The 26,607-nt window shown below is 63.7% G+C and carries 26 protein-coding genes; 13 read left to right on the top strand and 13 right to left on the bottom strand.

What is annotated here, in order from left to right; all coding sequences use genetic code 11:
• Positions 1–47: 47 nt before the first annotated feature.
• From FVD38_RS15335 to FVD38_RS15315, 5 genes are all read right to left on the bottom strand, one after another.
• The gene (locus FVD38_RS15335) at positions 48–2,072 is read right to left on the bottom strand and encodes a S9 family peptidase (RefSeq protein WP_147935621.1); all 2,025 of its coding nucleotides are present in this window, start codon (positions 2,070–2,072) and stop codon (positions 48–50) included.
• Positions 2,073–2,197: 125 nt separating this feature from the next.
• Positions 2,198–4,246 (bottom strand): sodium:solute symporter family protein, encoded by a 2,049-nt coding sequence (locus FVD38_RS15330; protein WP_147935620.1) that lies wholly within the window; start codon positions 4,244–4,246, stop codon positions 2,198–2,200.
• On the bottom strand, positions 4,243–4,566 hold the full coding sequence (locus FVD38_RS15325; RefSeq protein ID WP_147935619.1) for a DUF4212 domain-containing protein: 324 nt from the start codon (positions 4,564–4,566) through the stop codon (positions 4,243–4,245). The genes FVD38_RS15330 and FVD38_RS15325 overlap by 4 nt, the downstream gene beginning before the upstream one ends.
• A complete protein-coding gene (locus FVD38_RS15320) occupies positions 4,544–6,109 on the bottom strand; it encodes a sensor histidine kinase (RefSeq protein ID WP_147935618.1) in 1,566 nt (521 codons plus the stop codon). The genes FVD38_RS15325 and FVD38_RS15320 overlap by 23 nt, the downstream gene beginning before the upstream one ends.
• Positions 6,106–6,846: a response regulator transcription factor gene (locus FVD38_RS15315; RefSeq protein ID WP_147935617.1), complete on the bottom strand. Its 741-nt coding sequence runs from the start codon at positions 6,844–6,846 to the stop codon at positions 6,106–6,108. The genes FVD38_RS15320 and FVD38_RS15315 overlap by 4 nt, the downstream gene beginning before the upstream one ends.
• 293 nt (positions 6,847–7,139) lie before the next feature.
• On the opposite strand from FVD38_RS15315, the gene recA reads away from it, so the two are divergent.
• The 6 genes from recA to FVD38_RS15285 all read left to right on the top strand — a co-directional run bounded on the left by recA (position 7,140) and on the right by FVD38_RS15285 (position 12,637).
• Positions 7,140–8,216, top strand: coding sequence for a recombinase RecA (gene recA / locus FVD38_RS15310; protein ID WP_123069054.1), 1,077 nt, complete (start codon positions 7,140–7,142; stop codon positions 8,214–8,216).
• Positions 8,217–8,300: 84 nt separating this feature from the next.
• The gene (recX, locus tag FVD38_RS15305; RefSeq protein WP_147935616.1) at positions 8,301–8,768 is read left to right on the top strand and encodes a recombination regulator RecX; all 468 of its coding nucleotides are present in this window, start codon (positions 8,301–8,303) and stop codon (positions 8,766–8,768) included.
• Positions 8,769–9,202: 434 nt separating this feature from the next.
• The gene (locus FVD38_RS15300; RefSeq protein WP_147935759.1) at positions 9,203–9,766 is read left to right on the top strand and encodes a DUF2889 domain-containing protein; all 564 of its coding nucleotides are present in this window, start codon (positions 9,203–9,205) and stop codon (positions 9,764–9,766) included.
• A gap of 68 nt (positions 9,767–9,834) precedes the next feature.
• Positions 9,835–11,004, top strand: coding sequence for an ADP-forming succinate--CoA ligase subunit beta (gene sucC, locus FVD38_RS15295; protein WP_147935615.1), 1,170 nt, complete (start codon positions 9,835–9,837; stop codon positions 11,002–11,004).
• An 18-nt stretch (positions 11,005–11,022) separates the two neighbouring features.
• Positions 11,023–11,904, top strand: a complete 882-nt coding sequence (sucD, locus tag FVD38_RS15290) for a succinate--CoA ligase subunit alpha (RefSeq protein ID WP_147935614.1) — start codon at positions 11,023–11,025, stop codon at positions 11,902–11,904.
• Positions 11,905–12,223: 319 nt separating this feature from the next.
• On the top strand, positions 12,224–12,637 hold the full coding sequence (locus FVD38_RS15285; RefSeq protein WP_147935758.1) for a pilin: 414 nt from the start codon (positions 12,224–12,226) through the stop codon (positions 12,635–12,637).
• A 47-nt stretch (positions 12,638–12,684) separates the two neighbouring features.
• Here the strand turns inward: FVD38_RS15285 and FVD38_RS15280 are convergent, their stop codons facing one another.
• Positions 12,685–14,745: a S9 family peptidase gene (locus FVD38_RS15280; protein ID WP_147935613.1), complete on the bottom strand. Its 2,061-nt coding sequence runs from the start codon at positions 14,743–14,745 to the stop codon at positions 12,685–12,687.
• Between the two features lie 141 nt (positions 14,746–14,886).
• Complete coding sequence (locus FVD38_RS15275) at positions 14,887–15,342, bottom strand: fasciclin domain-containing protein (protein WP_147935612.1); 456 nt, start codon at positions 15,340–15,342, stop codon at positions 14,887–14,889.
• 305 nt (positions 15,343–15,647) lie between these two features.
• On the opposite strand from FVD38_RS15275, the gene FVD38_RS15270 reads away from it, so the two are divergent.
• On the top strand, positions 15,648–16,577 hold the full coding sequence (locus tag FVD38_RS15270) for a MerR family transcriptional regulator (protein ID WP_187271612.1): 930 nt from the start codon (positions 15,648–15,650) through the stop codon (positions 16,575–16,577).
• A 68-nt stretch (positions 16,578–16,645) separates the two neighbouring features.
• On the opposite strand, the gene FVD38_RS15265 is transcribed toward FVD38_RS15270, so the two are convergent.
• The 3 genes from FVD38_RS15265 to moaC form a co-directional block, all read right to left on the bottom strand.
• Positions 16,646–16,777 (bottom strand): VOC family protein, encoded by a 132-nt coding sequence (locus tag FVD38_RS15265; protein WP_229493702.1) that lies wholly within the window; start codon positions 16,775–16,777, stop codon positions 16,646–16,648.
• Between the two features lie 37 nt (positions 16,778–16,814).
• Positions 16,815–17,150 (bottom strand): hypothetical protein, encoded by a 336-nt coding sequence (locus FVD38_RS15260; protein ID WP_147935611.1) that lies wholly within the window; start codon positions 17,148–17,150, stop codon positions 16,815–16,817.
• A 117-nt stretch (positions 17,151–17,267) separates the two neighbouring features.
• A complete protein-coding gene (moaC, locus tag FVD38_RS15255) occupies positions 17,268–17,774 on the bottom strand; it encodes a cyclic pyranopterin monophosphate synthase MoaC (RefSeq protein WP_147935610.1) in 507 nt (168 codons plus the stop codon).
• A gap of 101 nt (positions 17,775–17,875) precedes the next feature.
• Here moaC and FVD38_RS15250 point away from each other — a divergent pair, with 101 nt between their 5' ends.
• Positions 17,876–19,447 carry a beta-barrel assembly-enhancing protease gene (locus FVD38_RS15250; RefSeq protein ID WP_147935756.1) on the top strand — a complete coding sequence of 524 codons (1,572 nt, stop codon included), beginning with the start codon at positions 17,876–17,878 and terminating at the stop codon, positions 19,445–19,447.
• A gap of 6 nt (positions 19,448–19,453) precedes the next feature.
• Here FVD38_RS15250 and FVD38_RS15245 read toward each other — a convergent pair whose 3' ends face one another.
• The 3 genes from FVD38_RS15245 to FVD38_RS15235 are packed head-to-tail and all read right to left on the bottom strand — an operon-like array spanning position 19,454 to position 21,260.
• Positions 19,454–20,041 (bottom strand): DUF2946 family protein, encoded by a 588-nt coding sequence (locus FVD38_RS15245; RefSeq protein WP_147935609.1) that lies wholly within the window; start codon positions 20,039–20,041, stop codon positions 19,454–19,456.
• A gap of 4 nt (positions 20,042–20,045) precedes the next feature.
• A complete protein-coding gene (locus tag FVD38_RS15240) occupies positions 20,046–21,029 on the bottom strand; it encodes a YheT family hydrolase (protein WP_147935608.1) in 984 nt (327 codons plus the stop codon).
• A gap of 36 nt (positions 21,030–21,065) precedes the next feature.
• Positions 21,066–21,260 carry a zinc-finger domain-containing protein gene (locus FVD38_RS15235; protein ID WP_109346137.1) on the bottom strand — a complete coding sequence of 65 codons (195 nt, stop codon included), beginning with the start codon at positions 21,258–21,260 and terminating at the stop codon, positions 21,066–21,068.
• Between the two features lie 256 nt (positions 21,261–21,516).
• Here FVD38_RS15235 and FVD38_RS15230 point away from each other — a divergent pair, with 256 nt between their 5' ends.
• From FVD38_RS15230 to fba, 5 genes are all read left to right on the top strand, one after another.
• Positions 21,517–22,269 carry an AzlC family ABC transporter permease gene (locus FVD38_RS15230; protein WP_147935607.1) on the top strand — a complete coding sequence of 251 codons (753 nt, stop codon included), beginning with the start codon at positions 21,517–21,519 and terminating at the stop codon, positions 22,267–22,269.
• Positions 22,262–22,606 (top strand): AzlD domain-containing protein, encoded by a 345-nt coding sequence (locus FVD38_RS15225; RefSeq protein ID WP_147935606.1) that lies wholly within the window; start codon positions 22,262–22,264, stop codon positions 22,604–22,606. The genes FVD38_RS15230 and FVD38_RS15225 overlap by 8 nt, the downstream gene beginning before the upstream one ends.
• 39 nt (positions 22,607–22,645) lie before the next feature.
• Positions 22,646–23,848: a phosphoglycerate kinase gene (locus FVD38_RS15220; RefSeq protein ID WP_147935605.1), complete on the top strand. Its 1,203-nt coding sequence runs from the start codon at positions 22,646–22,648 to the stop codon at positions 23,846–23,848.
• A 59-nt stretch (positions 23,849–23,907) separates the two neighbouring features.
• Positions 23,908–25,356: a pyruvate kinase gene (gene pyk / locus FVD38_RS15215; RefSeq protein ID WP_147935604.1), complete on the top strand. Its 1,449-nt coding sequence runs from the start codon at positions 23,908–23,910 to the stop codon at positions 25,354–25,356.
• 125 nt (positions 25,357–25,481) lie between these two features.
• Positions 25,482–26,546, top strand: coding sequence for a class II fructose-bisphosphate aldolase (gene fba, locus FVD38_RS15210; protein WP_109346142.1), 1,065 nt, complete (start codon positions 25,482–25,484; stop codon positions 26,544–26,546).
• The last annotated feature ends 61 nt before the right edge of the window (positions 26,547–26,607 follow it).

The following is a 26,607-nucleotide window of genomic DNA, read 5'->3' as shown; positions in this document are numbered from 1 at the left end:
AGCGAAACGGGCGCCCGAGGGCGCCCGTTCTTCGTTTGGCGCTGTTGTTATCGCGCGGCGCCGCTGCCGATATGGCGGTCGAGGAATTTCTCGACCCGCGTATAGAAGTCGATGCGGTTCTTTTCCAGCGCCCAGCCGTGGCCTTCCTCGGGATACTGGACCCACTCGACCTGCTGGTTGGTGCGCATGACCGCGTCGCGCAACTGCGTGCCATGGTTGAGCGGCACCCGTTCGTCGACCCCGCCATAGGCCAGCAGCAGCGGCCGGGTAATGCGCGCCGCCTGCTGGATCGGCGAGGTCGCCTTGAAGCGCTCCGCATCCTTGACCGGGTCGCCCAGCATCTGCGGCAGCTGGTAGGCCTTGATTTCATCGGTCGCGTCCGAGCTGTACATCCAGCCGTTGTCGAACAGCAGTCCCAGGTCGGTGACGCCGACCCAGTTGATGCCGCATTTGTACAGCTCGGGATCGTTGACCAGGCCCATCAGGGTGGCATAGCCGCCGTAGCTGGGGCCGGCGATGCAGATGCGCTGCGGATCGACGATGCCCTTGTCGATCGCCCAGCGCGCGCCGTCGGCGATATCGTCCTGCATCTTGAGCCCCCATTGCTTCAGGCCGGCCTGGAAGTGGTGAACGCCGAAACCGAGGCTGCCACGGAATTCCGGTTCGAGTACCGCATAGCCGCGCGAGGCGAGGAACTGCGATTCCGCACCCCAGCCCCAGGAATTGCCGCGCACATAAGGGCCGCCATGCACCAGCACCACCAGCGGCAGGCCACCCGGTTTGGCGCCGGCTGGCAGGGTCAGCAGGGCGGGAATCTCGAGGCCGTCGCGCGCCTTGTAGCGCACGAATTCCTGGCGGCCCATCTGCGCGGGAACGATGCCGGGACGGGAATCGGCGACCTTGTTCACTTGCCCGGTCTGGCGGTTGTACAGGTTGTAGACAAGCGGGATCCGGTCCGAGTACGAGGTCACCAGCGCCCACGGCGAATCGGCCTGGGCCGGCACCGACAAGACGTTGATGGTGGCCGGCAGCGCCTTGTCCACGGCCGCCTGCAGGCTTTTCATGCCGGAATCGAACCATTCGTTCGAGATCGCATCGGTGCGGAGCGTCATGCCGAGGATCCTGTCGCGGTTGACCACCAGGCTGCCATCGACGTCGTAGCCGCCCGCGCTCAGCAGCGGCTCGGCGCCGAGCTTGCGGGTGGCCACGTCGTAGGCATACAGCGACAAGAACTTCTTGCCGCCGCGCGCGAGCACGTAGAGCGTGCCGTCCGGGCCGAAGCCGACTGGTTGGATAGCGTCCTGGCCGTTGCCGAAGCTCGCGTAGCTGGCCAGCTCGCGCCAGTTGCCGTCGCCGGGCTCGCGGTAATGCAAGGTGATGCGGCCGTCCTCGCTGGTAATGGCAAGGCGCGGCTCGCCCTTGTGGTCGAGCAGCCAGCCCTTCGCGTTGCCCGGCCGCGGCACGGCCTGGGTCGAGCCGGTGCGGGTATTCAGGCGCAGCAGATTCACGTAGCGGACCTCGCGCTTCATGTCTAGGGCTGGGCTAATGATGTAGACGTGGTCCGAATCCTGGGCGCCGGGCTGGCCCAGCATGAAGGTATGCCAGGGCAGCAGCCGCCGGCCCTTGGGGCCGCCGGTGACGATGCCGCCGCCGGTGCGCTCGGCCAGTTGCACGAATTGCGCGCCGTCGTGGTCCACCGCATACAGGCCGGGCGCCTTGCTGGTGTCGCCCAGGCCGAGGCTGCGGTCGCGGGTATTGAAGATCAGGCGCTCGTTGTTGACCCACTCGAAATCGCCGACGTCGGCATCGCTGTACGAGGCGACGATCTTGCCGCTGTTGTCCTGCAGGTCGACCACGACCAGGAAATCGCGCTGGCCCTTGGTGCTGGAGCGCGCCGCCAGGTAGCGGGCGTCGGGCGACAGTTTGGCGCCGCCGAAGGCGGCATTGGCGAAGAAGGCGGAGATTGGCGGCGGCGAGGTGGCGGCTGGCGCCTGGGCCAGGGCAGCCGGCGCGCCGCACAGCACGAACGCGGCCATGGCGGCGACGCGAACGGCGCGGGTAAAGACGAGCATGGTTTTTCCGTGAAAAGATCGTTGTTATATTGCCGATGTCGGCAAGAACGAGCCTAACATTCGGCTACCGTCTGGAATCTCATCAATTTTCACGGAAGGGCGCCGGTTGTCCCTCCGCTGATCGGCTACTCCGGCGCCCGGATATAGTCCACCATCCCTTCGCTGCCGCGGCTGGGCCGGGGCGTGAGCAGGCTCACCGCGACGATCGTCAATAGCCCGGCCGGTACCCCGAACACGCCGGCCGCCATCGGCAGGATCCCGAACCAGGCGGCATCCAGGCTGCCGCCCAGGGCGGGACTCGCGCGCAGCATGTAATACAGGCAGACCGCGAAGCCGGCCAGCATGCCGGCGATTGCCCCCTGGTGGTTGGCGCGTTTCCAGAACACGCCGAGCACCAGCACAGGAAAGAGCGTCGAGCCCGCGAGCGAGAACGCCGCGGCGACCAGTGACAGGATGTCGGCCGGCTTCTGCGAGGCCACATAGGCCGCGATGAAGGCCACCCCCAGCAAGAGCAGCTTGGAGATCGTCACCCGCTTCTGGGTCGAGGCGCTCGGGTTGACCATCTTGTAGTAGACATCGTGCGACAGCGCGTTGGAGATCGCCAGCAGCAGGCCGTCGGCGGTCGACAGCGCCGCCGCCAGGCCGCCGGCCGCGACCAGGCCCGCGATCACGTAGGGCAGGCCGCCGATTTCCGGCGTGGCCAGCACCAGCACGTCGGCGTCGATCGCGAATTCGGCCAGTTGCACGATGCCGTCGCCGTTGATGTCGGCCACGCTCACCAAGGGATTGGCCTTGTCCACGTTGGCCCAGTACGAGATCCAGGTGGGCAGCGCCGAGAAGTCGCTCCCTACCAGCGAGGTATAGATGTCGTACTTGGCCAGCACCGCCAGCGCCGGAATCGTCAGGTACACCAGCAGGATGAAGAACAGGGTCCAGAACACCGAGACCCGGGTGTCGTTCACCGACGGCGTGGTATAGGCCCGCATCAGGATGTGGGGGAGCGCCGCGGTGCCGAACATCAGGCAGAACACCACCGCCAAAAAGTTGTTGCGGCGGTTATCCGATTCTTCTTTCGTGGCGCCGGGGAAGGGCTCGGCGTGCGGCTCGGGCGGCCGTGCGCGCGCCAGGTTGGCGTCGCGCCGCTCGCTCCATTGCGAGCGCGCCTCGTCCACCGAGTTCGGATAGGTGGCCAGTGCACGCTCGGCCTGGCGCACCTCGGTCAGCGAGGCATTGCGCGCGCGCGCCGCCGCCAGCTGGCGCTGGGCTTCCAGCTTGCCGCTCTCCCACGATTCGGGCAGCGCTTCCAGCCGCGCCGCGTACTGCTCGGCGCGGCGGCGGAACTCGGCGCGCACCTGTTCTTCGCGCGGGTCCCTGGCCAGTTCGGCTTCGCGCGCGGTCAGCTTTGGCATCAGCGAGCCATAGGCCACCGCGGGGATCGGGTTGTCGGCATGCTTGGCCGACAGCCACATGGTCGGAATCAAAAAGGCGACCAGCAGGATGATGTATTGCGCCACCTGGGTCCAGGTGATCGCCCGCATTCCGCCCAGGAACGAGCACACCAGGATGCTCGCCAGGCCCAGGAAGATCCCGACCGAGAAGTCGACGCCGGTGAAGCGCGAGGCGATCAGGCCGACCGCGTAGATCTGCGCCACCACATAGGTGAACGAGACCAGGATGGTGGCGCCGACCGCCAGCGCGCGCACCGGGGCGCCGCGTCCACCGGCGCCACCGCCGTAGCGCGCCGCCAGAAAATCGGGCACGGTGTACTGCGCGAACTTGCGCAGATAGGGCGCGATCAGCAGCGCAACCAGCACGAAGCCGCCGGTCCAGCCCATGATGAAGGCCAGGCCGTCGAAACCCTGCAGATAGAGGCCGCCGGCCAGGCTGATGAAGCTGGCCGCCGAGATCCAGTCGGCGGCGGTGGCCATGCCGTTGAACATGGCCGGCACGCGCCGTCCGGCGACGTAGTATTCGGTGACGCTCGAGGTGCGGCAGATCACGCCGATGATCGCGTACAGGGCAATGGTGGCGAACATGAACAGGTGGCCGATCCACAGGCGCGGCATGCCTTCCTGCTCGAGCAGGGCGACGGCGATCAGGAACAGCGCGAAGCAGCCGGTGTACCAGAGATAGTAGCGCGCCAGCTTGCTGAAATAGGGTGGCTTGCCGCTCATCGTGGAGCATCCCCGGCCTTGGCCGCAGCATTGGCAGCAGCGTCGCGGTCCAGCCGCCGCATGCGCCAGGCATAGAAGCCGATGATCGCCAGCGACACCAGCGAGGCGCCTTGCGCCGCCATGTAGAACGACAGGGGCCAGCCGAACACTTCGAAGTGCGCCAGCTCGCGCGCGAAGAACACGGTGCCGAAGCCGGTCGCCAGCCACAGCGCCAGCAGCAGCAGCGTCATCTTGCGGGTGCGTTCCCAATGCGTGGCGTTGGCGACGCGGCGGCGCGCCGCGTCGTCATGGTGGGGGTCAGGGGGCGGCGTCGGGTTCATGGAGCGGGGGCGGGAATGTGAGGCGGAACAGGCTGCCGGGGAAGCGCTTGGACTGAGTGCGCGGGTTGTTGAAGATGTCGATCTCGGCGCCGTGCTGCTGCGCGATCTCGCGCACGATCGCCAGGCCCAGGCCGCTGCCCTGGGTATTGCTGCCCAGGATGCGGTAGAAGCGCTCGAACACGCGTTCGCGCTCGTTGGGGGCGATGCCGGGGCCGGTGTCCTCGACCTCGAGCAGCGCCCGTTCGCCGTCGCGGCGCACGCGCACCGTGACGCTGCCGCCGGCCGGGGTGTAGCGCAGCGCATTGTCGATGAGGTTCGACAGCAGTTCGCGCAGCATCAGCGGCTGGCCGGCGATGACGACCGGGCCTTCGTCGGCGGCCGGCGGCTCGAAGCCCAGGTCGATCTGGCCCGCGAACGAGGCTTGCACCCAGTCCCGCACCGTCTCGCGCGCGAGCACCGGCAGGTCGATCTCGGCGAAGGCGAGGCCGGCCTGCGGTTGATTTTCGGCGCGCGCCAGCGCCAGCAGCTGGTTCACCAGGCGCGTGGCCGATTCCGAACTCTTGGCCAGCTGCTCCAGCGAACGGTGGATCTCGGCCGGGTCGAGCTGGCGCAGGGCCAGTTCGGACTGCATGCGCATGCCGGCCAGCGGGGTCTTCATCTGGTGCGCAGCGTCGGCGATGAAGCGCTTCTGCATCGCCATCGACTCACCCAGGCGTTCGAGCATGTCGTTGAAGGAGCCGACCAGCGGCGAGATCTCTTCCGGCACCTGGCGCGGATCGATCGGCGACAGGTCGTCCCGGGGCCGCGCGCGGATGCGCTGCTGCAGCTCGGCCAGCGGGGTCAGGCCGCGCGACAGCGCAAACCACACCAGCGCCAGGATCACCGGCAGGATGATGAACTGGGGCAGGATCACGCCCTTGATGATCTCGCCCGCCAGGTGCGCGCGCTTGTCGAGCGTCTCGGCCACCTGCACCAGCGCAAGGGGTGGTTCGAGCGGCGGCTGCAGGGAACGCTCATGCAATGGGTCGAGGTTGATATAGGTGTAGGCGACCCGGATCGGCGTGCCGTGGATGGTGTCGTTGCGGAACTCGACCGCGCCGCTGCGCGCATGCTCGTCGGACGCATTCATCTGCGGACGCGGCAGGTCGCGGTCGCCATCCAGCAGTTCGCCATCGGGCCCGGCCAGCAGGTAATAGACGCTGTCGACGTCGTCGGCGCGCAGGATGTCGCGGCCGGACGGATGCAGTTGGCCGGCGGCCTTGCCGCCCACGCTGCGGATCTGCTGGCCGAGCACCGTGACCCGGTCTTCGAGCGCGTCGTCGAAGGGCTGGTTGGCGATCGACTTGGCGACCAGATAGGTGATGGCGATGCTCATCGGCCACAGCAGCAGCAGCGGGGCCAGCATCCAGTCGAGGATCTCGCCGAACAGCGAGTGCCGGATGTTTTCGTCCGGCTCGGGATTCGGCGGGACGTAGGTCGGCTCGGCCGCCGTGGCCGGGGTGTACTCGGGTCCGGCCGTGGAACCGGCGTCGCGTTCGTTCACCTGTCGGCGACGGTTGCCGTTGACGTTGCCGTTGCTGCGGCGCGTTCAGCCGAGGCCGCCGCGGCAGCCTCGGAGAATTTCTCGAGGCAGTAGCCCAGGCCGCGCACGGTGGCGATGCGCACGCCGCCGACCTCGATCTTCTTGCGCAGGCGGTGCACATACACCTCGATCGCGTTGTTGGAGACTTCTTCTCCCCATTCGCACAGATGGTCGACCAATTGTTCTTTGGATACCAGGCGGCCGGTGCGCGCCAGCAGCACCTCGAGCAGGCCGAGCTCGCGCGCCGACAGGTCGAGCATCTGGTCGTTGATGTAGGCGCTGCGGCCGACCTGGTCGTAGACCAGCGGACCGTGGCGCACCACGGCCGGGCCGCCGCCGGCGCCGCGGCGGGTGAGGGCGCGCACCCGCGCCTCGAGTTCGGACAGGGCGAACGGCTTTGCCATGTAGTCGTCGGCGCCCAGGTCGAGGCCTTCCACGCGCTGCTCGACGGAATCGGCGGCGGTGAGGATCAGGACCGGCAGCAGCGAGGCGCGGGCGCGCAGGCGGCGCAGCACTTCGAGCCCCGACATCTTCGGCAGGCCGAGGTCGAGGATGAGCAGGTCGAACTCCTGGGTGGATAGGGCGGTGTCGGCATCCTGGCCGTTCTTGACGTAATCGATGGCGTAGCCGGACTGGCGCAGGGAGCGCGTCAGGCCGTCGGCAAGTACGCTATCATCTTCGGCGAGCAGAATTCGCATGGTGGCACCTCGGTTATAGGTTGATACGTCGTTCCCGCGCAGGCGGGAACCCAATCCGTATGCACTGTGACTGCGGTTGTCGCTAGCGGTTGGTGCAGAACTTGGATCCCCGCCTGCGCGGGGATGACGTGTATTGTGTTTGATTTGTCGCAACAATGCGAGCCTCAGCCCACTTATTGACAAAATGGTCACGCATTAGTGCTTGCAAAAACCACTGGATTTTTATACAGTAGTGGCTATTGAAGTGCGCGTGCGCGCCCTCACCTTGCCTACTCCACGATTGAAAGTACACCATGGACGACAAAAAATCCGCATTGAACGCCGCTGAAAAGGGCAAGGCGCTGGCAGCCGCCCTGGCGCAAATCGAAAAGCAGTTTGGCAAGGGCTCGGTCATGCGCATGGATGCCAATGCGCCGGTCGAAGAAGTGCAGACTGTTTCCACCGGCTCGCTGGGCCTCGACATCGCCCTGGGCGTCGGCGGCCTGCCGCGCGGCCGTATCGTCGAGATCTACGGCCCTGAATCGTCGGGTAAAACCACCCTGACGCTGCAAACCATCGCCCAGATGCAAAAACTGGGTGGCACCTGCGCCTTCATCGACGCCGAGCACGCGCTCGACGTCACCTATGCCCAAAAACTGGGCATCAACCTGAGCGACCTGCTGATCTCGCAGCCGGATACCGGCGAACAGGCACTTGAAATCACCGACGCCCTGGTGCGTTCGGGCAGCGTCGACCTGGTGGTCATCGACTCGGTGGCGGCACTGACCCCGCGCGCCGAGATCGAAGGCGATATGGGCGACTCGCTGCCGGGCCTGCAGGCACGCCTGATGTCGCAAGCGCTGCGCAAGCTTACCGGTTCGATCAACCGCACCAACACGCTGGTGATCTTCATTAACCAGATCCGCATGAAGATCGGCGTCATGTTCGGCAGCCCGGAGACGACCACCGGCGGTAACGCACTGAAGTTCTACGCCTCCGTGCGCCTGGACATCCGTCGTACCGGTTCGATCAAGTCGGGCGACGAAGTGATCGGTAACGAAACCAAGGTCAAGGTCGTCAAGAACAAGATCGCGCCACCGTTCAAAGAGGCCCACTTCGACATCCTGTACGGGGCCGGCACCTCGCGCGAAGGCGAAATCCTGGACCTGGGCGCCGACAACAAGATCGTCGAGAAGTCGGGCTCGTGGTACAGCTATAACGGCGAGCGCATCGGCCAGGGCAAGGACAATGCCCGTCAGTTCCTGGTGGATCGCCCAGCCCTGGCGCGTGAGATCGAGAACAAGGTCCGTGCCGCCCTGGGCGTGCGCGAACTGCCGCCGGCGGCAGCCGGTGGCGACGACAAGCCGAAGCTGCAGGCAGTTGGTGAGTAATCGCCTGGCGAGGGCGGCGCGGCAGGGTAGCGCCGCGGGTTTCTACCCGTTCGTTCTCGCCATGTTGTCGATCACGGTGTCCCCATGCCAGCACCTGCACTAAGCCTCAAGGCGCGCGCGCTGCGCTACCTGTCGCAGCGCGAGCACAGCCGGTTCGAGTTGCGGCGCAAGCTGGCCAAGTATGCCCAGGAAGACGACGACGTCGACGCCCTCCTGGATTTCCTTGAAAAGAATAACTGGCTGTCGCAGGAACGTTTCGCCGAATCCCTGATCAACCGTAAGGCCAGCCGCTACGGCAATAGCCGTGTGGTGGCCGAGCTGCAAAGCCATGGCGTCACCGGCGATGCGCTGGTCGAGATCAAGGCCGGGCTGTCCGACAGCGAGACGGCGCGCGCCGTCGAAGTCTGGCAGCGCAAGTTCGGCACGGTCGCCACCGACGCGGCGATGCGGGCCAAGCAGATGCGCTTTCTGTTGCAACGCGGCTTTTCCCAGCGTGCGGCACGGGTGGCGATGCAGGGTAGCCCTGCGGACGATGAGTTCGATGTGAGCTGATGGATGGCGGTTCATCGGCCCGATTGCTCCAGGCGCCAGCGTGGAGCGTCATCCCCGATATGCTTAAAAGCATATTCCTCAACGGGCGATGGCGCTGCACGCTGGCGCTTTTTGTCGTCTGGCCATCCCGGCCATTGACTGACCCTATCCCAAATACATATCTTATATTCATGATGTGAATGGATGGTGACGCTCATTAAAGACAGGCGAATAATATAAGCGGCAAACGCGCCGTCATATTCCCTTGAAGTCCCTTCATCTCCTCGTAGTATCCCTTACCGACCTTTCTTTCCCATGCGCCGCTGTGGACGCTGTGCTAAACTTTGCGGGTTTAAGCAGCGCCGCATGAGCGGTTGTTGTCGCAGAAGCTGCGGCAACGTGCAAGAAGCACACCGGCTGCATCACTAACCGCCGTCTCGACGGCACTGGTATTTATGCCTTTGTCACCTCCCGTATCGCGCTCGCTCCGGCATACGCGCGCCATCACAGTCGAAGCGTTCGCGCGCGACGATGGCTTGTGGGACCTCGATGCCAGCATCCGCGATGTGAAAACGCGTACTGTCGCGCTTGCTTCCGGCGAACGGCCCGGCGGCACGCCGGTGCACGACCTCAAGCTGCGTGTGACCATTGACCGCGAGCTCAACATCGTCGATGCCGAAGCCGCATCCGATGCCGTCCCGTATCCGGGCTACTGCGATACCATCGGCCCTGCCTACAAGAAGTTGATCGGGCTCTCGCTCGTGAACCATTTCCGGTTGCATCTGAAAGACCGCCTATCCGGCGTGCTCGGCTGCACCCATTTGACCGAATTGGCCCAGGTGCTGCCGACCGCAGCCTTGCAAGCCTTTGCTGACGACAATGTCGACGCCCCAGGTGGGCTCGGCGGTTCGTCAACCGACCGTCCATTTGAGCTCGACCGTTGCCATGCACTGCGCAGCGACGGCCCTGCCGTGGCCAAATACTACCCACGCTGGTCGATCAAGGCCGTCTCGGGTTAGCGTTCGTCGTTTTTATCTTTGTAGTTCAACCGTATTTCTAATTCAGTAATAGAAGAAGGGAAGCCAGCATGAAGATCCATGAGTACCAGGGCAAAGAGATCCTCCGAAAATTCGGAGTGACCGTTCCGCGCGGCATTCCGTGCATGTCGGTCGAAGACGCTGTCAAAGCCGCTGAAGAGCTGGGCGGTCCGGTCTGGGTCGTCAAGGCACAGATCCACGCTGGTGGCCGCGGCAAGGGCGGTGGCGTCAAGGTCGCCAAGTCGATCGAGCAGGTCAAGGAATACTCCGAGCAGATCATGGGCATGCAGCTGATCACCCATCAGACCAGCCCTGAAGGCCAGAAAGTGCGTCGCCTGATGATCGAAGAAGGCGCCGACATCAAACAAGAGCTGTACGTGTCGCTGGTCACCGACCGCGTCACCCAGAAAGTCGTGCTGATGGCCTCGTCGGAAGGCGGCATGGACATCGAAGAAGTCGCGCACAGCAACCCAGAAAAAATCCACAATGTCGTGATCGACCCTAAAGTCGGCCTGACCGATGCACAGGCTGACGATGTCGCCGCCAAGATCGGCGTGCCTGCTGGCTCGATCGCCGATGCCCGCGCCAACCTGCAAGGCCTGTACAAAGCCTACTGGGAAACCGACGCATCGCTGGCCGAGATCAACCCACTGATCGTCACCGGCAGCGGCAAGATCATCGCCCTGGACGCGAAGTTCAACTTCGACGCCAACGCCCTGTATCGCCGTCCAGAAATCGTCGCCTACCGCGACCTGGACGAAGAAGATCCAGCTGAAGTCGAAGCATCGAAATTCGACCTGGCCTACATCTCGCTCGACGGCAATATCGGCTGCCTGGTGAACGGCGCCGGCCTGGCCATGGCGACCATGGACACCATCAAGCTGTTCGGCGGCGAGCCGGCCAACTTCCTGGACGTGGGCGGTGGCGCTACGGCCGAGAAAGTGACCGAAGCCTTCAAGATCATGCTGAAGAACCCTGACCTGAAAGCTATCCTGGTCAACATCTTCGGCGGCATCATGCGTTGCGACGTCATCGCCGAAGGCGTGATCGCTGCTTCGAAAGCCGTGTCGCTGCAAGTGCCACTGGTCGTGCGCATGAAGGGCACCAACGAAGACCTGGGCAAGAAGATGCTGGCTGAATCGGGCCTGCCGATCATCGCCGCAGACACGATGGAAGACGCAGCGAAGTCGGTCGTTGCCGCCGCCGCTGGTAAAGCCTAATTCGCTAAGGAAATAAAAATGTCGATTCTGATCAACAAAGATACCAAAGTAGTCACCCAGGGCATCACCGGCAAGACCGGCCAGTTCCACACCCGTATGTGCCGCGACTACGCGAACGGCAAGGAAGCCTTCGTTGCTGGCGTGAACCCGAAGAAAGCCGGCGAAGATTTCGAAGGCATTCCAATTTTCGCTAACGTTGCTGAAGCCAAGAAAGAAACCGGCGCCAACGTGTCGGTGATCTATGTCCCACCAGCAGGCGCAGCAGCTGCCATCTGGGAAGCCGTCGAAGCCGAGCTGGACCTGGCAATTTGCATCACCGAAGGCATCCCTGTCCGCGACATGATGGAAATCAAGGATCGCATGGCCAAAGCCGGTTCCAAGACCCTGCTGCTGGGCCCGAACTGCCCAGGCCTGATCACCCCTGACGAAATCAAGATCGGCATCATGCCAGGTCACATCCACAAGAAGGGCCGTATCGGCGTCGTGTCGCGTTCGGGCACCCTGACCTATGAAGCAGTCGGCCAGCTGACCGCACTGGGCCTGGGCCAATCGTCGGCAGTCGGCATCGGCGGCGACCCGATCAATGGTCTGAAGCACATCGACGTCATGAAGATGTTCAACGACGATCCTGACACCGACGCGGTCATCATGATCGGCGAAATCGGCGGCCCGGACGAAGCCAACGCGGCTTACTGGATCAAGGACAATATGAAGAAGCCAGTCGTCGGCTTCATCGCTGGCGTCACCGCGCCTCCAGGCAAGCGCATGGGCCACGCCGGCGCGCTGATCTCGGGCGGCGCAGACACCGCGCAAGCCAAGCTGGAAATCATGGAAGCCTGCGGCATCACCGTCACCAAGAACCCGTCGGAAATGGCGCGCCTGCTGAAGGCGATGCTGTAATCCTGACGGTCTCTTGATCGGCAGCTAAGACGGGGAGCTTCGGCTCCCTGTTTGTATTTACGAGTCCATTTTTCGTCGACAAACTTCGTCGCCTGACAAAAATTGCCATGCGGCACTGACAAATTTTGTCACCCGAGGCGTCAAATTTTGTCGCGGCACAGGGTTTTCTTATCTCAGGATTAATAAAATCGACCGTTTCTTGCTGCTTTCGGGCTGGCACGCCGCTTGCATATAGGAAAGCGTAGCAGCTGAGCAGCACAAGACACGTAGTCCTAACTTTTGAAATACCACCCTGGAGAGAAAAATGAACTTCAAGCAAATGCAGACCAAAAAAGCCGAAGGCGGCTTCACCCTGATCGAACTGATGATCGTCGTTGCAATCATCGGTATCCTGGCAGCCGTCGCCATCCCTGCCTACCAGAACTACGTCGCCAAGGCGAAATTCTCGGCCGCTCTGGCTGAAGTGTCGGGTGGTAAGACCGGTTATGACGTCGCAATGAATGAAGGCGCCGCTCCAGCAGACGTCGCCGCTGCAGGTCTGGTAAATGATCCAAGCACCAACTGCGATTTCGACCTCGTGGAAGCCGGCGGCCTCTCCTGCTCGATCGTTGGCGGTCCTACATCCGTTGCTACTAAGACCATCACTCTCAACCGTGACACCGAAGGCGCATGGACCTGCTCGACCGACGTCGAGGCAGACTTCACTGGCAATGCCTGCGTTACCGCTGAGTAATCGCTAGTTAAGCCATAAAAAAACCCGCCTCGGCGGGTTTTTTTGCTTTAGGGCTTCTGCTTCAAATACTGATCCAGCCACCCCACCACAGTGTGATGCCACTGCACCGAGTTCGCCGGCTTGAGCACCCAGTGGTTCTCATCCGGGAACACCAGCAGCTTGCTGTCGACACCCATACGCTGCAGCGCGGTGAAGGTCCCCAGCGCCTGCGCGGTAGGAATCCGGAAGTCCAGATCACCCTGGATCACCAGCATCGGCGTCTTCCACTTGTTTACGTGATGAACCGGATTGAAGCGCTCATGGTTCTCCGGCACCTTGAAGTAAGGTCCGCCGCTCTCCCAGTCGGTAAACCACTGTTCCTCGGTCGAGTACGCCATGCCGCGCGTATCGAACACGCCGTCGTGATTCACGATGCACTTGAACTCATCCGACCAGTTGCCCGCGATCCAGTTCATCATATAGCCGCCGTACGACGCCCCCAGCGCGCAATCGCGTGAACGATCGAGCCACGAGAATTTCTGCACCGCCGCGTCATAGCCCTTCTGCAGGTCGACCAGCGGCTTGCCGCCCCAGTCGTTGCTGATCGAGTCCGTGAACTTCTGGCCATAGCCGGTCGAGCCGTGGAAGTCGATGAACACGGCCGCGTAACCCGCGCCCGCATACACCTGCGGATTCCAGCGATAGCTCCAGCTGTTGCCGAAGCTGCCTTGCGGGCCGCCGTGGACGATGAAGGCGACCGGATACTTTTGGCCCGGCTGCGCATTCCACGGCTTCATCACGTAGCCATACACGGTCTCGCCATTGGCGCCGGCAAACGAGAACTGCTCCGACTCGCCAAAGCGCACGTCCTTCAAGCGTTCCGTGTTCACATCGGTCAGCTGCTTCGGCTTGCCGCCCAGCTTCATCGAGAACAGTTGCGCGCCCGACTGCAGGTTGGCATGCGTATAGACCAGGGTATCGCGCCGCAGGTCATAGGCGCCGACCGCGCCCTTGTCGGTCAGCGGCGTCACCTTGCCGTTGGCGACGTCGATCGAGAACAGGCGATGCTGGCCGATGTCTTCGGCATCGACGATCAACGCCTTGCCGTCCGCACGCCACACCAGGCTGCCGGCCGAGCGGTCCCAGTCGGCCGCCAGCTTGCGCTTCTGGCCGCTAGCCACGTCCATCAGCATGACCTGGTAGCGGTCGGCCTCGAAGCCGGGACGCGCCATCGCGAGATACGCCAGGGTGCGGCCATCCGGCGAGAAAGTGCCCTTGGTATCCCAGGCCGGATTGTCCTGGGTCAGGTTGCGCGGCGCCGCGCCGCCCACGGCTGGCACGCTGTACAGGTCGAAATTGGTCGACCAGGCTTCGGTCTTGCCGGCGATGCGCGCCGAGAATACGATGGTCTTGCCGTCCGGGCTGAAACGGTATTCCTCGCGGTCGCCGAAAGGCTTCGACGGCACGTCGCCGTCAAGCGAGCCGGACAGGCTGACCGGTTCGCTGCCGACCTTGCCATCCGCACCCAGCGGCGCCGAGAACAGCACCGCATTGCGGTGGTCGCCCCAGGTATCCCAGTGGCGCACGAACAGGCGGTCATAGACCTTGCCGGTGGCCTTGTCCTTCTCTTTGGCATCCAGGCGCGACTTGGTGCAGGCCAGGTCGGCGCAGTCGCGGAACACGGCCACGCTGAAGGCCAGGCGGTCGCCGCTCGGGGCGAGGCGGAAGTTGTCGACGTCCAGCGCCAGGTTCGTCACCTGCACCGGCTCGCCGCCGGCCACCGGCTGGCGCCATACCTGCGACGACCCCGAGCGCGCCGACAGGAAATAGACGGCGTCGCCCGACGGCGACCATTCCGGATCGCTGCTGCTGGACGCATGCTGGCTCAGGCGCTGCGGCGCCGGCTTGGCGGCGCGCAGGTCGACCATCCACAGTTGGGTATTGCCGCGGTTGTTTTCCATGTCCGTGCTGCGCACGGTATAGATCACGCGCGTGGCGTCCGGCGACACGGCCGGGCTGCCGACCCGTTCCATATTGACCAGGTCTTCCACGGTAAAGCCGCGCGGCGCGGCCGTCGCGGTGGTGGCGGCCAGCAGGGCCGCTACCATCGTCAGCAAACGAAATTTCATTCCATCCTCGTCGATCAGTGCCGCAGCCGGGTGCCGCAGGCAAGCCGGCAATTTACCACGATGTCATCAGGCATGAAGCCGACATATTCCCATCGCCGGAAATGAACGGGATGGGAACTAATCTCGACGAGGAGGCCAGGTTTACTTCGGCATGATGACCGTATCGATCACATGGATCACACCATTATCGGCTGCGATGTCGGTCTTGGTGACGGTTGCCTTGTCGACCATGACCTTGCCGCCCGCAACTTTTACTGCGAACGCGCTACCCTCGACGGTCTTGACGTCGCCAGGCTTGACGTCGGCAGCCATGACTTTTCCCGGCACCACGTGATAGGTCAGTACCTTGGACAGTGCTGCCTTGTCTTTCAGCAGGGCGTCCAGCTTGGCTTTCGGGATTTTTGCAAAGGCGGCGTCAGTCGGGGCAAAAACAGTGAATGGACCCGGACCTTTCAGGGTATCGGTCAGGCCGGCAGCTTGTACCGCAGTGACCAGGGTATTGAAGGTGCCGGCGGATTTCGCGGTATCCACGATGTCCGCCGCCTGGACGGATGTGAAGGCGAACGCGAGGGGCAAAGCAATCAAGATCTTTTTCATGTTGGCTCCAGAAGTTGGGTTGAACAGGTTCGCAACGAACCGATCTGAAGCCAATTTACGTGGATTTAGTATCGTAGTCTAATGTGTGAATCGAATCTGTCCTATAAAATGGGTTCAAACCTTGTTCATTTGATGTGATCTCAACACAGGGGAGCACTCGTGCGCGAGCAACTGGTCAGACTGCCGGGTACTGTTGAATACGTAACCGTCATTTTCTTCAGTGTATGACAGCATTCGTCGTCAATATCTGGTTCAATTTGGGACACTTAATCATGGATTCATTCAAAACGGGACAAGAGCGGATCATGTACCGCACTGGCGCAGCGGCACGGTTAGCCGGCTTGCCAGTTGAAACACTGCGCGTATGGGAGCGCCGCTACAGTCTGTCGGATGCCCAGCGCTCCGAGCGTGGCCAGCGCCTCTACTCGGCCGAACAGGTCGCGCGCCTCGGCCTGCTCAAGCAGCTGGTCGACCAGGGGCACTCGATCGGTGTCCTTGCTGGCCTGAGCCGTGATCAGTTGCAATCGATGCTGGGCCTGGATGGACAGGCACGGGCCCTGCAGGCAGCGCCGGTGCGTGTGCTGCTGGTGGGCGCCATGCTGGCGCGGCGCGTCGCCGCCATGGGGCAGGGCGCCCTCGGCCTGGATGTACGCGGCAACGCCGCGGGCCTTGCAATGGCGGAAGAGTTACCACGTGACGCAGGCGCCGACGTACTGGTGATCGAGCAGTCCGAACTCGATGAACGCGTGATGCCGGCCATTGCCGCCGCGCGCGAGGCGAGCGGCGTTGCTGCGGTCGTCGTGCTGTACCGCTTCTGCTCGAGCGCCACGATCCGCACCCTGCGTGCGCAAGGCTGCCTGGTCGCGCGTATTCCGGCCGACCTGAACGAACTGGCGCTGCTATGCCAGTCTGCCCTGACCGGCCATCGCCCGCCGCTACAGGAGCCGGTGGCCGCCGCCGTCGCCCCGCCGCGTTTTGCCGACGAAGACCTGGCCAATATCGCGGCCGCTGGTAACCGCCTGACCTGCGAATGCCCGCGCCACTTGACCGAATTGCTGATGATGGTGGGTAGCTTCGAGCGCTACAGCCAGCATTGCGCGTCGCGTAATCCGGAAGACGCGGCCCTGCACGCCGAATTGGCGCTGGCTTCGGGCCGCGCGCGGGTCGTGCTGGAAGCGGCGATGGAACGCCTGGCTCTCCAGGAAGGATTGCCGCTGCCAAAAGGCTGGGCCTGAAAGACCAGCGAAGTCGAACGCCCCGGCTCAGCTCAGGTTCATCTGCCAGGACACGCCAAAACGGTCATTCAGCCAGCCTCGCCGCTTTTGTAGTGCTCGATCTGCTTGACTTCGGAACGGGCGAACAGCGAGACATAGAAGCGCATCGCTTCCTCGGCCGCACCTTCGAACATCAGGAATGGCGTGATGCTGCGTGCCATCGACGACTCCTTTCGAAAGAATGATGAAGCGGGGCGCTCAGCGCGCGGGTTTCCAGCCGGACGTCATGGCGTCGGCAAAGCTCTGGCCCATGATCTCGACCGCCTTCTGGTTGGCGCTGATGAGCCGGCTGAATGACTGTTGCTGGACCGACACGGCATTCCTGGTCAAGGCTTCGGCGCACGACTGCGATGCGGCGATGAAGGCCTTCATCGTCTCTTCCATGATGATCTTGGATGAGCTGATCCAGAGCTGCTCTACGCTGGCGCGGGTCGAATCCGCGTAGACATTGGCGATTTTCAGGAATGTATCTTGATAGGGCAGGGCGTTCAGCTGGGCGGTCGCTGCGGTGAACTGCGGGTATGCGGTCGTCATGACACATCCTCTCGGGCAGATAGCAGGTTGGAGTGGGGAAAGACGCATTGCGCGTCGCCCATCAGTATAGGCCGAGTATTGACGTTGTCTACAGTGTTGGGCAAGTTGTCGAACTGGTCAGGCGTCGATATCGGCTGTCCAGTCCCCGCTCTTGCCCCCGTGCTTCTCCATCACGCGAACATCCGTCATCACCATCCCGCGATCCACCGCCTTGCACATATCATAGACAGTCAACAGGCCCACCTGCACCGCAGTGAGCGCTTCCATTTCGACGCCAGTCTTGCCGATGGTTTCCACCTGCGCCCGGCAATGCACGCTATTGGCCGCCTCGTCGATCTCGAAATCCACCGCCACGCGCGTGATCGGCAGCGGATGGCATAGCGGCACCAAGTCGCTGGTGCGCTTGGACGCCATGATCGCGGCGATGCGCGCGATCCCGATCACGTCGCCCTTCTTGGCATTGCCCGAGATGATCAGGGCCAGCGTCTCCGGCTTCATGCGGATGGTCCCGGCCGCCACCGCGGTGCGGTGCGTGTCCTGTTTCGCGCCGACGTCGACCATATGGGCCTGGCCGGTGGCGTCGAAGTGGGTCAAGTGGTCTGCGGTCGGGATTGGATTCGTCATTACTAGGTCGGTGTGTTCGGATTACAAAAAGGTTCGCTGAGCAGCAACATGCACGCGGATGCAGGTATGATAGCACCGTGAAATCCGTCGTCCGTCCAGCAATGGTGCGCCGCTGGCGCTCCTCCTTGTCCGTCATGGCCTTGTGCATGGCGACCGCCTTCCCCGTCGCAGCGCAGTCCGACGTGTTCAGGCGGCCCGATTCGACCCGCCTGCCCACGCTCGGCGATACGGCGCGCGGCGACCTGTCGCCTGTCGTCGAGCGCAAGCTGGGCGAGGAGTTCATGCGCGACGTCCGGCGCGATCGCGATTACCTCGACGATGAGCCAATCTCCGAATACCTGAACAATTTCGGCAATGGCCTGGTCGCCGCCGTGCCCGGCGCGCGCGGCGAGACCAATGCCGACTTTCACTTCTTCGCCGTGCGCGATCCGGCCCTGAACGCATTCGCGATGCCGGGCGGTTTCATCGGCGCCCACTCGGGCCTGATCATCGCGGCCCAGACCGAATCGGAACTGGCCGGCGTGATGGCGCACGAGATCGGCCACGTCACCCAGCGCCACATCGCGCGCAGGATCGGTCAGCAGCGCCAGGATATCCTGCTGCCGCTGGCGTCGATGATCCTGGCGGCGCTGGCGGCTCGCGCCAGCTCGGATGCGGCAATGGGCGTGCTGATGGGTGGCCAGGGCCTGGCTGTCCAGCGCCAGCTGAACTTCAGCCGCGACGCCGAGCGCGAGGCCGACCGCGTCGGCTTCCAGATCATGGAGGCGGGCGGCTACGATACCACCGGCATCGTTGCTTTCTTCCGGCGCCTGCAGGCCGCCTCCAGGCTGTATGGCGACCTGCCGCCCGGACTGGCCAGCCTGAGCAGCCACCCGCTGACTCAAGACCGGATCACCGACATGCAGGCGCGCATCCGCGAGATTCCCAAGAAACAGCGCGTCGACAGCCTCGATTTTCATCTGGTGCGGGCGCGCGCCCGCGTGCTGCAGGACGGGAGCGAGCAGGGCCGGCGCGACACGCGCAGCGCCTTCGAGGCCCAGCTCAGGGATCAGCCCCACCGCCAGTGGCAGGCCGGGGCCCAGTATGGCCTGTCCTACCTGGCGCTCAAGGAGAACGACCTGGCCGGCGCCCAGCGCTGGCTCGACAGGGCGCGCGAGACCATGAAGCCACGTGAAGGGGTGCTGTCGGCGGCGCCGTCGAACGTGGGCGATGGCGCGACCATGTTCGCCGGGCTGGCGCTGGAGATCAAGATGGCGCCGGGCCAGCCGAGGTCCGTGCTGGAAGAGGCGGTCAAGGAAGCGGATGCGGCGCGCCAGCGCTACCCGCTGTCGCGCTCGCTCGCGCACCAGTATGCGCAGGCCCTGATCGCGACCGACCGCTTCGACGAGGCGGCGCTGTTCCTGCGCGACCAGGCCCAGCAGTATCGGGAAGAACGCAAGCTGCACGACATGCTGGCCAGGACCTATGCCAAGCAGGGCAAGATCGCGCTGCAGCACATGTCGCTGGCGGAGTCGTATGTGCTGGCCGGCGCCGTGCCGGCGGCAGTGGCCCAGCTCGAACTGGCGCGCAAGGCCAGCGATGCGTCGTTCTACGACCAGGCCGTGATCGACGCGCGCGTGCGCGAACTGGAGGAGAAGCAGAAGAAGGCGAAGGAAGAAGCCGAAGAGCGCTGATCGCGCCTACGGCGCCGGCGTCCGGTTGAATCCGAACCTGGCCGGTATCTCTTCTTCTACCACGCGCTCGACGGCAAACGGCTTGCCGTTCCATGGCAGGACCAGGCGGCCGCTGCCACTTTCCAGCCACGCCATCACCGCCTCGTCCGAGGCCGCGGCGCCATCGAGCTCGAGCAGGCCCAACACCTGGGCCACGTCGCGGTCGTCCAGCTGCGCCACCGTCTCACCCGTCACGAACACCAGCGCGCCGGCGTCGCTCAGGCAGATCCGTTCGACCTCCGCCAGCGCCTGTCCGGTTTGCAGCACCAGCCCCCGCTGCGGATCGGTGCGCGCGATGAAGGGCGTCGCCTCGAGGTTCACGTACACGCGCTGCGGCCCGTTCTGGAAATACCAGTTGCCGCGCTCGTCGTGCAGGTAGTTGCGGTTGATGAAACCCACCAGCTTTTCATTGTTCAGCCGGTCGCCCGCCGCATTGGCGCGCTGGGCTGCTTCGTCGCGCATGCGCCAGCCGCCGCGCGCGTCGAGCGCGAGCCAGCCGTAGCAGTGGGGCACGTTCGGCCACTTGGCCATTGCCTGTTTTACGATTTCATCCATAGTGTTATGCAGCATCGCACGGTTCGGCGAGCGCCAGCGCGCGCGTGCTGCCTACAGTGTCGAAATGGTGGAGGATGCGCCGCGGCAGCCAGTCGATTCGTCCCGGGAGCGGGCCCATGGCAAAGCCGACATGTCCGCCCTGCGCAGGATACTCGAGCGTGACCGCGCTCGACGCCGACGTCGGCAGGTGGATGCCCGGCAGGAAGGGGTCGTTGCGGGCATTGAGCACCAGGGTTGGCACCGTGATGTCGTGCAGAACGTGGCGGGCGCTGGCGCGGTGCCAGTAGTCGTCGGTATCGCGGTAGCCGTGCAGCGGCGCCGTGACGACGTTGTCGAATGCATACAGATCGCGCGCAGCGAGCAGGGCGGTGCGGTCAAATAGCCCAGGAAATTGCTCCAGCTTGGCCAAACACTTCGGCTTGAGCGTCTGCAGGAACATCCGGGTATACAGCAGATTGAAGCCGGACGACAGCGCCTCTCCGCCGCGCGCCAGGTCGAGTGGGGCCGACACGGCGCAGGCGGCATCGACGATCTCGGCGCCGTGGCCGGATTCACCCAGCCAGCGCAGCAGCGCATTGCCGCCCAGCGAGACGCCGGCCGCATACAGCGCGCCTCGATGGGATGCGCGCAGCTTGCGCACGATCCAGTCGACTTCGCTCGCATCGCCCGAGTGATAGAAGCGCGGCGCCAGGTTGGCTTCGCCGGAGCAGCCGCGAAAATGCGGCACCACGCCCGACCAGCCGCGCGCGGCGAGCGCCGCCATCAGGCCGCGGGCGTAGTGGCTATTGGAACTGCCTTCCAGGCCATGAAACAGCACCACCAGCGGTCGGCCGGGCTGGCCATCCACGAAGTCGAGGTCGACGAAGTCGCCGTCCGCGCTGTGCCAGCGCTCGCGGCGGTAGGCGACCGGGGGCTTGGCGATGCAGGTCGCCGGATAGATGGTTTGCAGGTGGCCGCCAGGCAGCCACGTGGGGGCGGGATAGTGCATGAAAAAGAGGCACCGCAGTGCCTCGTGGGAGCAAAATCAGTGGTGCTTGAGCACAGTGCCCGGCGCCAGGCGATACCCGGTGCCGCAGTAGGGGCACTTGGCTTCGCCGTGGTGGTCGAAGTCGAGGAAGACGCGCGGGTGCGAGGACCACAGCGGCATTGCCGGGTTGGGGCAATAGGCCGGCAGGTCCTTGGCCGTGAGCTCCACCACAGGCATCGTCTTTTGATTCATCTGTTTCTCCGTCAGGCAAGTTAGGCAAAGACTGGATTTTAACGGATTCGCTCTATTGCCGAAATGACCGTAAAATAATGCGCTCAGCATAAAGAGCTAGAGCAACGCCTGTTATATTGGGCGTCTCACCCGTGCCACATCCATCCATGCGTTTCATGCCCGACCGTTTCAAGCCTGCCGCCTTCCCAGACATCCTTGGTCGCCGTTGCAAGAATGCCACACGTTTTGTTGTGATGCGTGCTGTGCTGAGCGCTGCATGAGCGCGGCTGACGATCCGGGCCAGCTTACCGCAGCCATCGGCGACGCGCCGAACCGCGATGCCTGGAACGAAGGTTTCAAGACCGGCCTGCCAACCCTGTTCGGCATCGCCGCCTGGGGCCTGGTGGTCGGCATTGCCATGGTCAAGAGCGGCCTGTCCGTGCCGCAGGCGATGGGCATGACCTTGCTGGTGTTCGCCGGCTCGGCCCAGCTGGCCTCGCTGCCGCTGATCGCCGCCCAAGCCCCGATCTGGGTCATCTTCGCCACCGCCCTGGTGGTCAACCTGCGCTTCGTGATCTTTTCGGCGCTGCTGGGACCGCACTTCGCCCACTTGCCGTGGAAGCAACGCTTTTATCTTGGTTATATCTCGGGTGACCTGACCGTTGCGCTCTTTTTGCAGCGCTATCCAACCCTGGCGCCGGTGGCGGGCAAGCTGTCCTATCTAAAAGGCTTGATGTATCCGAACTGGTTTGCCTGGCAAATCGGTTCCTGCATCGGCATTTTCCTCGGCAGCGCGGTGCCGGCCGAATGGGGACTCGGCTTTGCCGGCACCCTGGCCATCCTGTGCATCATGGTGCCGCTGATGATCAATCACGCGGCCCTGTGCGGCGTGCTGGTGGCGGGGGCGATCTCGGTGCTGGCCTACGACTTGCCCTATAAACTGGGACTGCTGCTGGCGGTGCTGGTGGGGATGGTCACCGCGATGGTGATCGAAGAAACGCTGGCGAAAGCGAAGGTGCGCCGTGGCTGATTGGGAAATCTGGGTCGTGATCGGCGTGCTGTGCGTGGCCACCGCCGCCACCCGCAGTTCGTTCTGGATGATCGGCCACCGCGTGACGATCCCGCCACGGGTGCAGGAAATGCTGCGCTACGCTCCGGCCTGCGCGCTGGCGGCCATCATCGGGCCCGACTTCCTGATCGATACGCAGGGGGACGTCCAGTTCACGCTGGCCAACCCGAAGCTGCTGGCCGGCGTTGCCGCCTTCGCCTTTTATATGTGGCGTCGTAACATGCTGCTAACGATTTTATTCGGCATGCTTGTATTTACGGTGCTGCGCATACTGCACGTTTTCGGCCCCGTCAGCTAATGTACAATGACGTTTTTTTACTATTGCCACGCCGACCAAATGGACGCTCTCCGTTTCACCCGCCTGCAAGACCTGATCGACCAACAAGCGCTGCAGGGCAAGCGCGTCTTTATCCGCGCTGACCTGAACGTCCCACAAGATGACGCTGGCAATATCACCGAAGACACGCGCATCCGCGCTTCGGTGCCGGCGATCCAGGCTGCATTGAAGGCTGGCGCGGCGGTGATGGTGACGTCCCACCTGGGCCGTCCGACCGAGGGTGAATTCAAGCCGGAAGACAGCCTGGCGCCGGTCGCCAAGCGCCTGTCCGAGTTGCTGGGCCAATCGGTTGAACTGAAACAGGACTGGGTGGACGGCGTCGACGTCGCTCCCGGCTCGGTCGTGCTGCTGGAAAACTGCCGCGTCAACAAAGGTGAGAAGAAAAACAGCGACGAGCTGGCGCAGAAGATGGCCAAGCTGTGCGACGTATATGTGAACGATGCCTTCGGCACCGCCCACCGCGCCGAAGCGACCACCCACGGCATCGCGAAGTTCGCCCCGGTCGTGGCCGCCGGCCCGCTGCTGGCCGCCGAACTGGACGCCCTCGGTAAAGCCCTGGGCCAGCCGCAGCGTCCGCTGCTGGCCATCGTCGCCGGCTCGAAGGTATCAAGCAAGCTGACCATCCTGCAAAGCCTGGCCGATAAAGTGGATAACCTGATCGTCGGCGGCGGCATCGCCAACACCTTCATGAAGGCCGTGGGCCTGAACATCGGCAAGTCGCTGGTCGAGAACGACCTGGTCGACGAAGCCCGTGCCATCATCGAGAAAATGTCCCAGCGCGGCGCTCAGGTGCCGATTCCCGTCGATGTCGTGTGCGCGAAGGAATTCGCCCCGACCGCAGCGGCCACCGTCAAGGACGTGGCTGACGTTGCTGACGACGACATGATCCTCGACATCGGCCCGAAAACCGCCGCCATGCTGGCCGAGCAGGTCGCCAAGGCCGGCACCATCGTCTGGAACGGTCCGGTCGGTGTCTTCGAATTCGACCAGTTCGCCGAGGGCACCAAGACCCTGGCGCTGGCCATCGCCCAGTCCCGGGGCTTCTCGATCGCCGGTGGCGGCGACACCCTGGCCGCGATTGCAAAATATAAGATTGCCGACCAGATCGGCTACATTTCGACGGGTGGCGGCGCCTTCCTGGAATTTTTGGAAGGAAAAACCCTGCCAGCTGTCGACATCCTGCTGCAACGCAGCGCTCACTAGAACTATCCTGAGACCCTAGCGCAGCCAGTCTGCGCTTTGTTTTTATACAAGGACAATCCATGTACCGTGGCACCAAGATCGTCGCAACCATCGGCCCTGCTTCGACCGACTTCGATATTCTCGTCAAAATGATCCGCGCCGGCGTCGACGTCGTGCGCCTGAACTTCTCGCACGGCAAGGCGCAGGACCATATCGATCGTGCTGCCCTGGTACGACGCGCCGCCGAGGAATGCGGCCGCGAAGTGGCCATCATGGCCGATATGCAGGGTCCGAAGATCCGCGTCGGCAAGTTTGAAGAAGGCAAGGTCCTCTTGAGCAATGGCGACCGCTTCATCCTGGATGCCAAATGGGGCGATGACGGCGAGCTGGGCAACCAGGAACGCGTCGGCCTGGACTACAAGGCGCTGCCGCGCGACGTCAAGCCGGGCGACAAGCTGCTGCTGAATGACGGCCTGATCGTCCTGATCGTCGACCGCGTCGTGGGCCACGAGATCTACACCACGGTCAAGGTTGGCGGCGAACTGTCGAACAACAAGGGCATCAACCGCCAGGGCGGCGGCCTGACCGCGCCGGCGCTGACCTCGAAGGACATGGAAGACATCAAGACCGCGATGAGCTTCCAGGCCGACTACCTCGCCATCTCGTTCCCGAAAAGCGCGACCGATATGGAAATGGCGCGCCAGCTGGCGAATATCGCCGGCGAGCCGTATGGCCACAAGCCGATGATGATCGCCAAGATCGAGCGCGCCGAAGCGATTCCGCTGCTGCAAGAGATCCTGGACGCGTCGGACGGCATCATGGTCGCCCGCGGCGACCTGGCCGTCGAAGTCGGCAACGCCGCCGTGCCGGCGCTGCAGAAGCGCATGATCCGCATGGCGCGCGATTCGAACAAGCTGGCCATTACCGCGACCCAGATGATGGAGTCGATGATCGTCAACGCCGTGCCGACCCGCGCTGAAGTGTCGGACGTGGCCAACGCCGTGCTGGACGGCACCGACGCCGTCATGACCTCGGCCGAGACCGCATCGGGCAAGTACCCGATCGAGACCGTCGAGATGATGGCCGCGATCTGCGTCGAAGCCGAGCAGTCCGAATACAACAAGATCGACGTCGACTTCCTGAACAAGCAGTTCACCCGCATCGACCAGACCATTGCCTATGGCACGCTGTTCACCGCCCACCACCTGGCCGTGAAGGCGATCGTGGCGCTGACCGAGTCGGGTTCGACCGCCCTGTGGATGAGCCGTCACAGCATCGACACCCCGATCTTCGCCCTGACTCCGCTGCAGGCGACGCAGCGCAAGGCATCGCTGTACCGCAACGTGCGAGCATTCAATCTGCCGCAGGAAGGCGGCAGCCATGCCGTGCTGCGCAAGGCCGAGGAACTCTTGATGAAAGAAGGGTTCGTACGCAAGGGCGACCTGATCGTCGTCACCTGGGGTTCGCCGATGGGCCAGGCCGGTGGCACCAATGCGCTCAAGATCGTGCGCGTTGGCGAATATGATTAAAGGGAATCGACGAGTAGCCTGAGACGCGAACAGCGACATTTGCCCGGCGCCGTCCAGGACGGATGGCGCCGCGCTCGGCATTCGGGATTCCCGAACAAGTTTCTTTATTGTTTTGGAGTACAACCATGGCACTCGTATCATTGCGTCAATTGCTGGACCACGCCGCCGAAAACGGCTACGGCCTGCCGGCATTCAACGTCAACAACCTGGAGCAGGTGCAGGCCATCATGGCTGCCGCCGATGCTGCCAACAGCCCGGTCATCATGCAGGCCTCGGCCGGCGCGCGCAAATACGCGGGCGAAGCCTTCCTGCGCCACCTGATCGACGCCGCCGTCGAAGCTTACCCGCACATCCCGGTCGTCATGCACCAGGACCACGGGCAGTCGCCAGCCGTCTGCATGGCCGCGATCCGTTCGGGTTTCAGTTCTGTGATGATGGACGGTTCGCTCGAAGCCGACGGCAAGAGCGTCGCCAGCTATGAATATAACGTTCAGGTGTCGCAAGAAGTCGTCAAGTTCGCGCACTCGATCGGCGTGACCGTCGAAGCCGAGCTGGGCGTGCTGGGCTCGCTGGAGACCATGCAAGGCGACAAGGAAGACGGCCACGGCGCGGATGGCAAGATGACCCGCGAACAGCTGCTGACCGACGTCGACCAGGCGGCCGACTTCGTCAAGCGCACGCAATGCGACGCTTTGGCGATCGCAATTGGCACCTCGCACGGCGCCTACAAGTTTACGCGCAAGCCGACCGGCGACATCCTGGCGATCGACCGCATCAAGGAAATCCACGCCCGCATCCCCAACACCCACCTGGTGATGCACGGCTCGTCGTCGGTGCCGCAGGAACTGCTGGCTATCATCCGCGAATTCGGCGGCGACATGAAGGAAACCTATGGCGTGCCTGTCGAAGAGATTCAAGAGGGCATCAAGCACGGCGTCCGCAAGATCAATATCGACACCGACATCCGCCTGGCGATGACGGCCGCGATCCGCAAATACATGTTCCAGAACCCGTCGAAGTTCGACCCGCGCGACTACCTGAAGCCGGCGCGCGAAGCGGCGATGGAAGTGTGCAAGGCGCGCTTCCTGGCGTTTGGCTGCGAAGGCCAGGCTGGCAAGATCAAGCCGATCCCGCTGGACAAGATGGCCGAGCGTTACAAGGCCGGCGAACTGGCGCAGATCGTCCAATAAGCCAGACCCGCGCCTTCAGCACGTCGTTCCCGCGAAGGCGGGAACCCCAGTCTTACGCGCA

Origin of the sequence: Massilia arenae, from assembly GCF_008014745.1 — a bacterium.
Classification (GTDB): Bacteria; Pseudomonadota; Gammaproteobacteria; order Burkholderiales; family Burkholderiaceae_D; genus Telluria; species Telluria arenae.
The sequence above is the reverse complement of the archived record's forward strand: the minus strand, read 5'-3'. Positions and strand labels throughout refer to the sequence as shown.

Excerpts from the sequence above, each read along its gene's own strand:
- FVD38_RS15335 (WP_147935621.1), bottom strand. The coding sequence starts at position 2,072 with ATGCTCGTCTTTACCCGCGCCGTTCGCGTCGCCGCCATGGCCGCGTTC.
- FVD38_RS15275 (WP_147935612.1), bottom strand. The coding sequence starts at position 15,342 with ATGAAAAAGATCTTGATTGCTTTGCCCCTCGCGTTCGCCTTCACATCC.
- FVD38_RS15285 (WP_147935758.1), top strand. The coding sequence starts at position 12,224 with ATGCAGACCAAAAAAGCCGAAGGCGGCTTCACCCTGATCGAACTGATG.
- moaC (WP_147935610.1), bottom strand. The coding sequence starts at position 17,774 with ATGACGAATCCAATCCCGACCGCAGACCACTTGACCCACTTCGACGCC.
- FVD38_RS15245 (WP_147935609.1), bottom strand. The coding sequence starts at position 20,041 with ATGGATGAAATCGTAAAACAGGCAATGGCCAAGTGGCCGAACGTGCCC.
- FVD38_RS15300 (WP_147935759.1), top strand. The coding sequence starts at position 9,203 with ATGCCTTTGTCACCTCCCGTATCGCGCTCGCTCCGGCATACGCGCGCC.
- recA (WP_123069054.1), top strand. The coding sequence starts at position 7,140 with ATGGACGACAAAAAATCCGCATTGAACGCCGCTGAAAAGGGCAAGGCG.
- sucD (WP_147935614.1), top strand. The coding sequence starts at position 11,023 with ATGTCGATTCTGATCAACAAAGATACCAAAGTAGTCACCCAGGGCATC.
- FVD38_RS15315 (WP_147935617.1), bottom strand. The coding sequence starts at position 6,846 with ATGCGAATTCTGCTCGCCGAAGATGATAGCGTACTTGCCGACGGCCTG.
- FVD38_RS15230 (WP_147935607.1), top strand. The coding sequence starts at position 21,517 with ATGAGCGCGGCTGACGATCCGGGCCAGCTTACCGCAGCCATCGGCGAC.
- FVD38_RS15280 (WP_147935613.1), bottom strand. The coding sequence starts at position 14,745 with ATGAAATTTCGTTTGCTGACGATGGTAGCGGCCCTGCTGGCCGCCACC.
- FVD38_RS15325 (WP_147935619.1), bottom strand. The coding sequence starts at position 4,566 with ATGAACCCGACGCCGCCCCCTGACCCCCACCATGACGACGCGGCGCGC.
- FVD38_RS15265 (WP_229493702.1), bottom strand. The coding sequence starts at position 16,777 with ATGGCACGCAGCATCACGCCATTCCTGATGTTCGAAGGTGCGGCCGAG.
- FVD38_RS15220 (WP_147935605.1), top strand. The coding sequence starts at position 22,646 with ATGGACGCTCTCCGTTTCACCCGCCTGCAAGACCTGATCGACCAACAA.
- recX (WP_147935616.1), top strand. The coding sequence starts at position 8,301 with ATGCCAGCACCTGCACTAAGCCTCAAGGCGCGCGCGCTGCGCTACCTG.
- FVD38_RS15330 (WP_147935620.1), bottom strand. The coding sequence starts at position 4,246 with ATGAGCGGCAAGCCACCCTATTTCAGCAAGCTGGCGCGCTACTATCTC.
- FVD38_RS15260 (WP_147935611.1), bottom strand. The coding sequence starts at position 17,150 with ATGACGACCGCATACCCGCAGTTCACCGCAGCGACCGCCCAGCTGAAC.
- fba (WP_109346142.1), top strand. The coding sequence starts at position 25,482 with ATGGCACTCGTATCATTGCGTCAATTGCTGGACCACGCCGCCGAAAAC.
- FVD38_RS15235 (WP_109346137.1), bottom strand. The coding sequence starts at position 21,260 with ATGAATCAAAAGACGATGCCTGTGGTGGAGCTCACGGCCAAGGACCTG.
- FVD38_RS15250 (WP_147935756.1), top strand. The coding sequence starts at position 17,876 with ATGGTGCGCCGCTGGCGCTCCTCCTTGTCCGTCATGGCCTTGTGCATG.
- FVD38_RS15240 (WP_147935608.1), bottom strand. The coding sequence starts at position 21,029 with ATGCACTATCCCGCCCCCACGTGGCTGCCTGGCGGCCACCTGCAAACC.
- sucC (WP_147935615.1), top strand. The coding sequence starts at position 9,835 with ATGAAGATCCATGAGTACCAGGGCAAAGAGATCCTCCGAAAATTCGGA.
- FVD38_RS15270 (WP_187271612.1), top strand. The coding sequence starts at position 15,648 with ATGTACCGCACTGGCGCAGCGGCACGGTTAGCCGGCTTGCCAGTTGAA.
- pyk (WP_147935604.1), top strand. The coding sequence starts at position 23,908 with ATGTACCGTGGCACCAAGATCGTCGCAACCATCGGCCCTGCTTCGACC.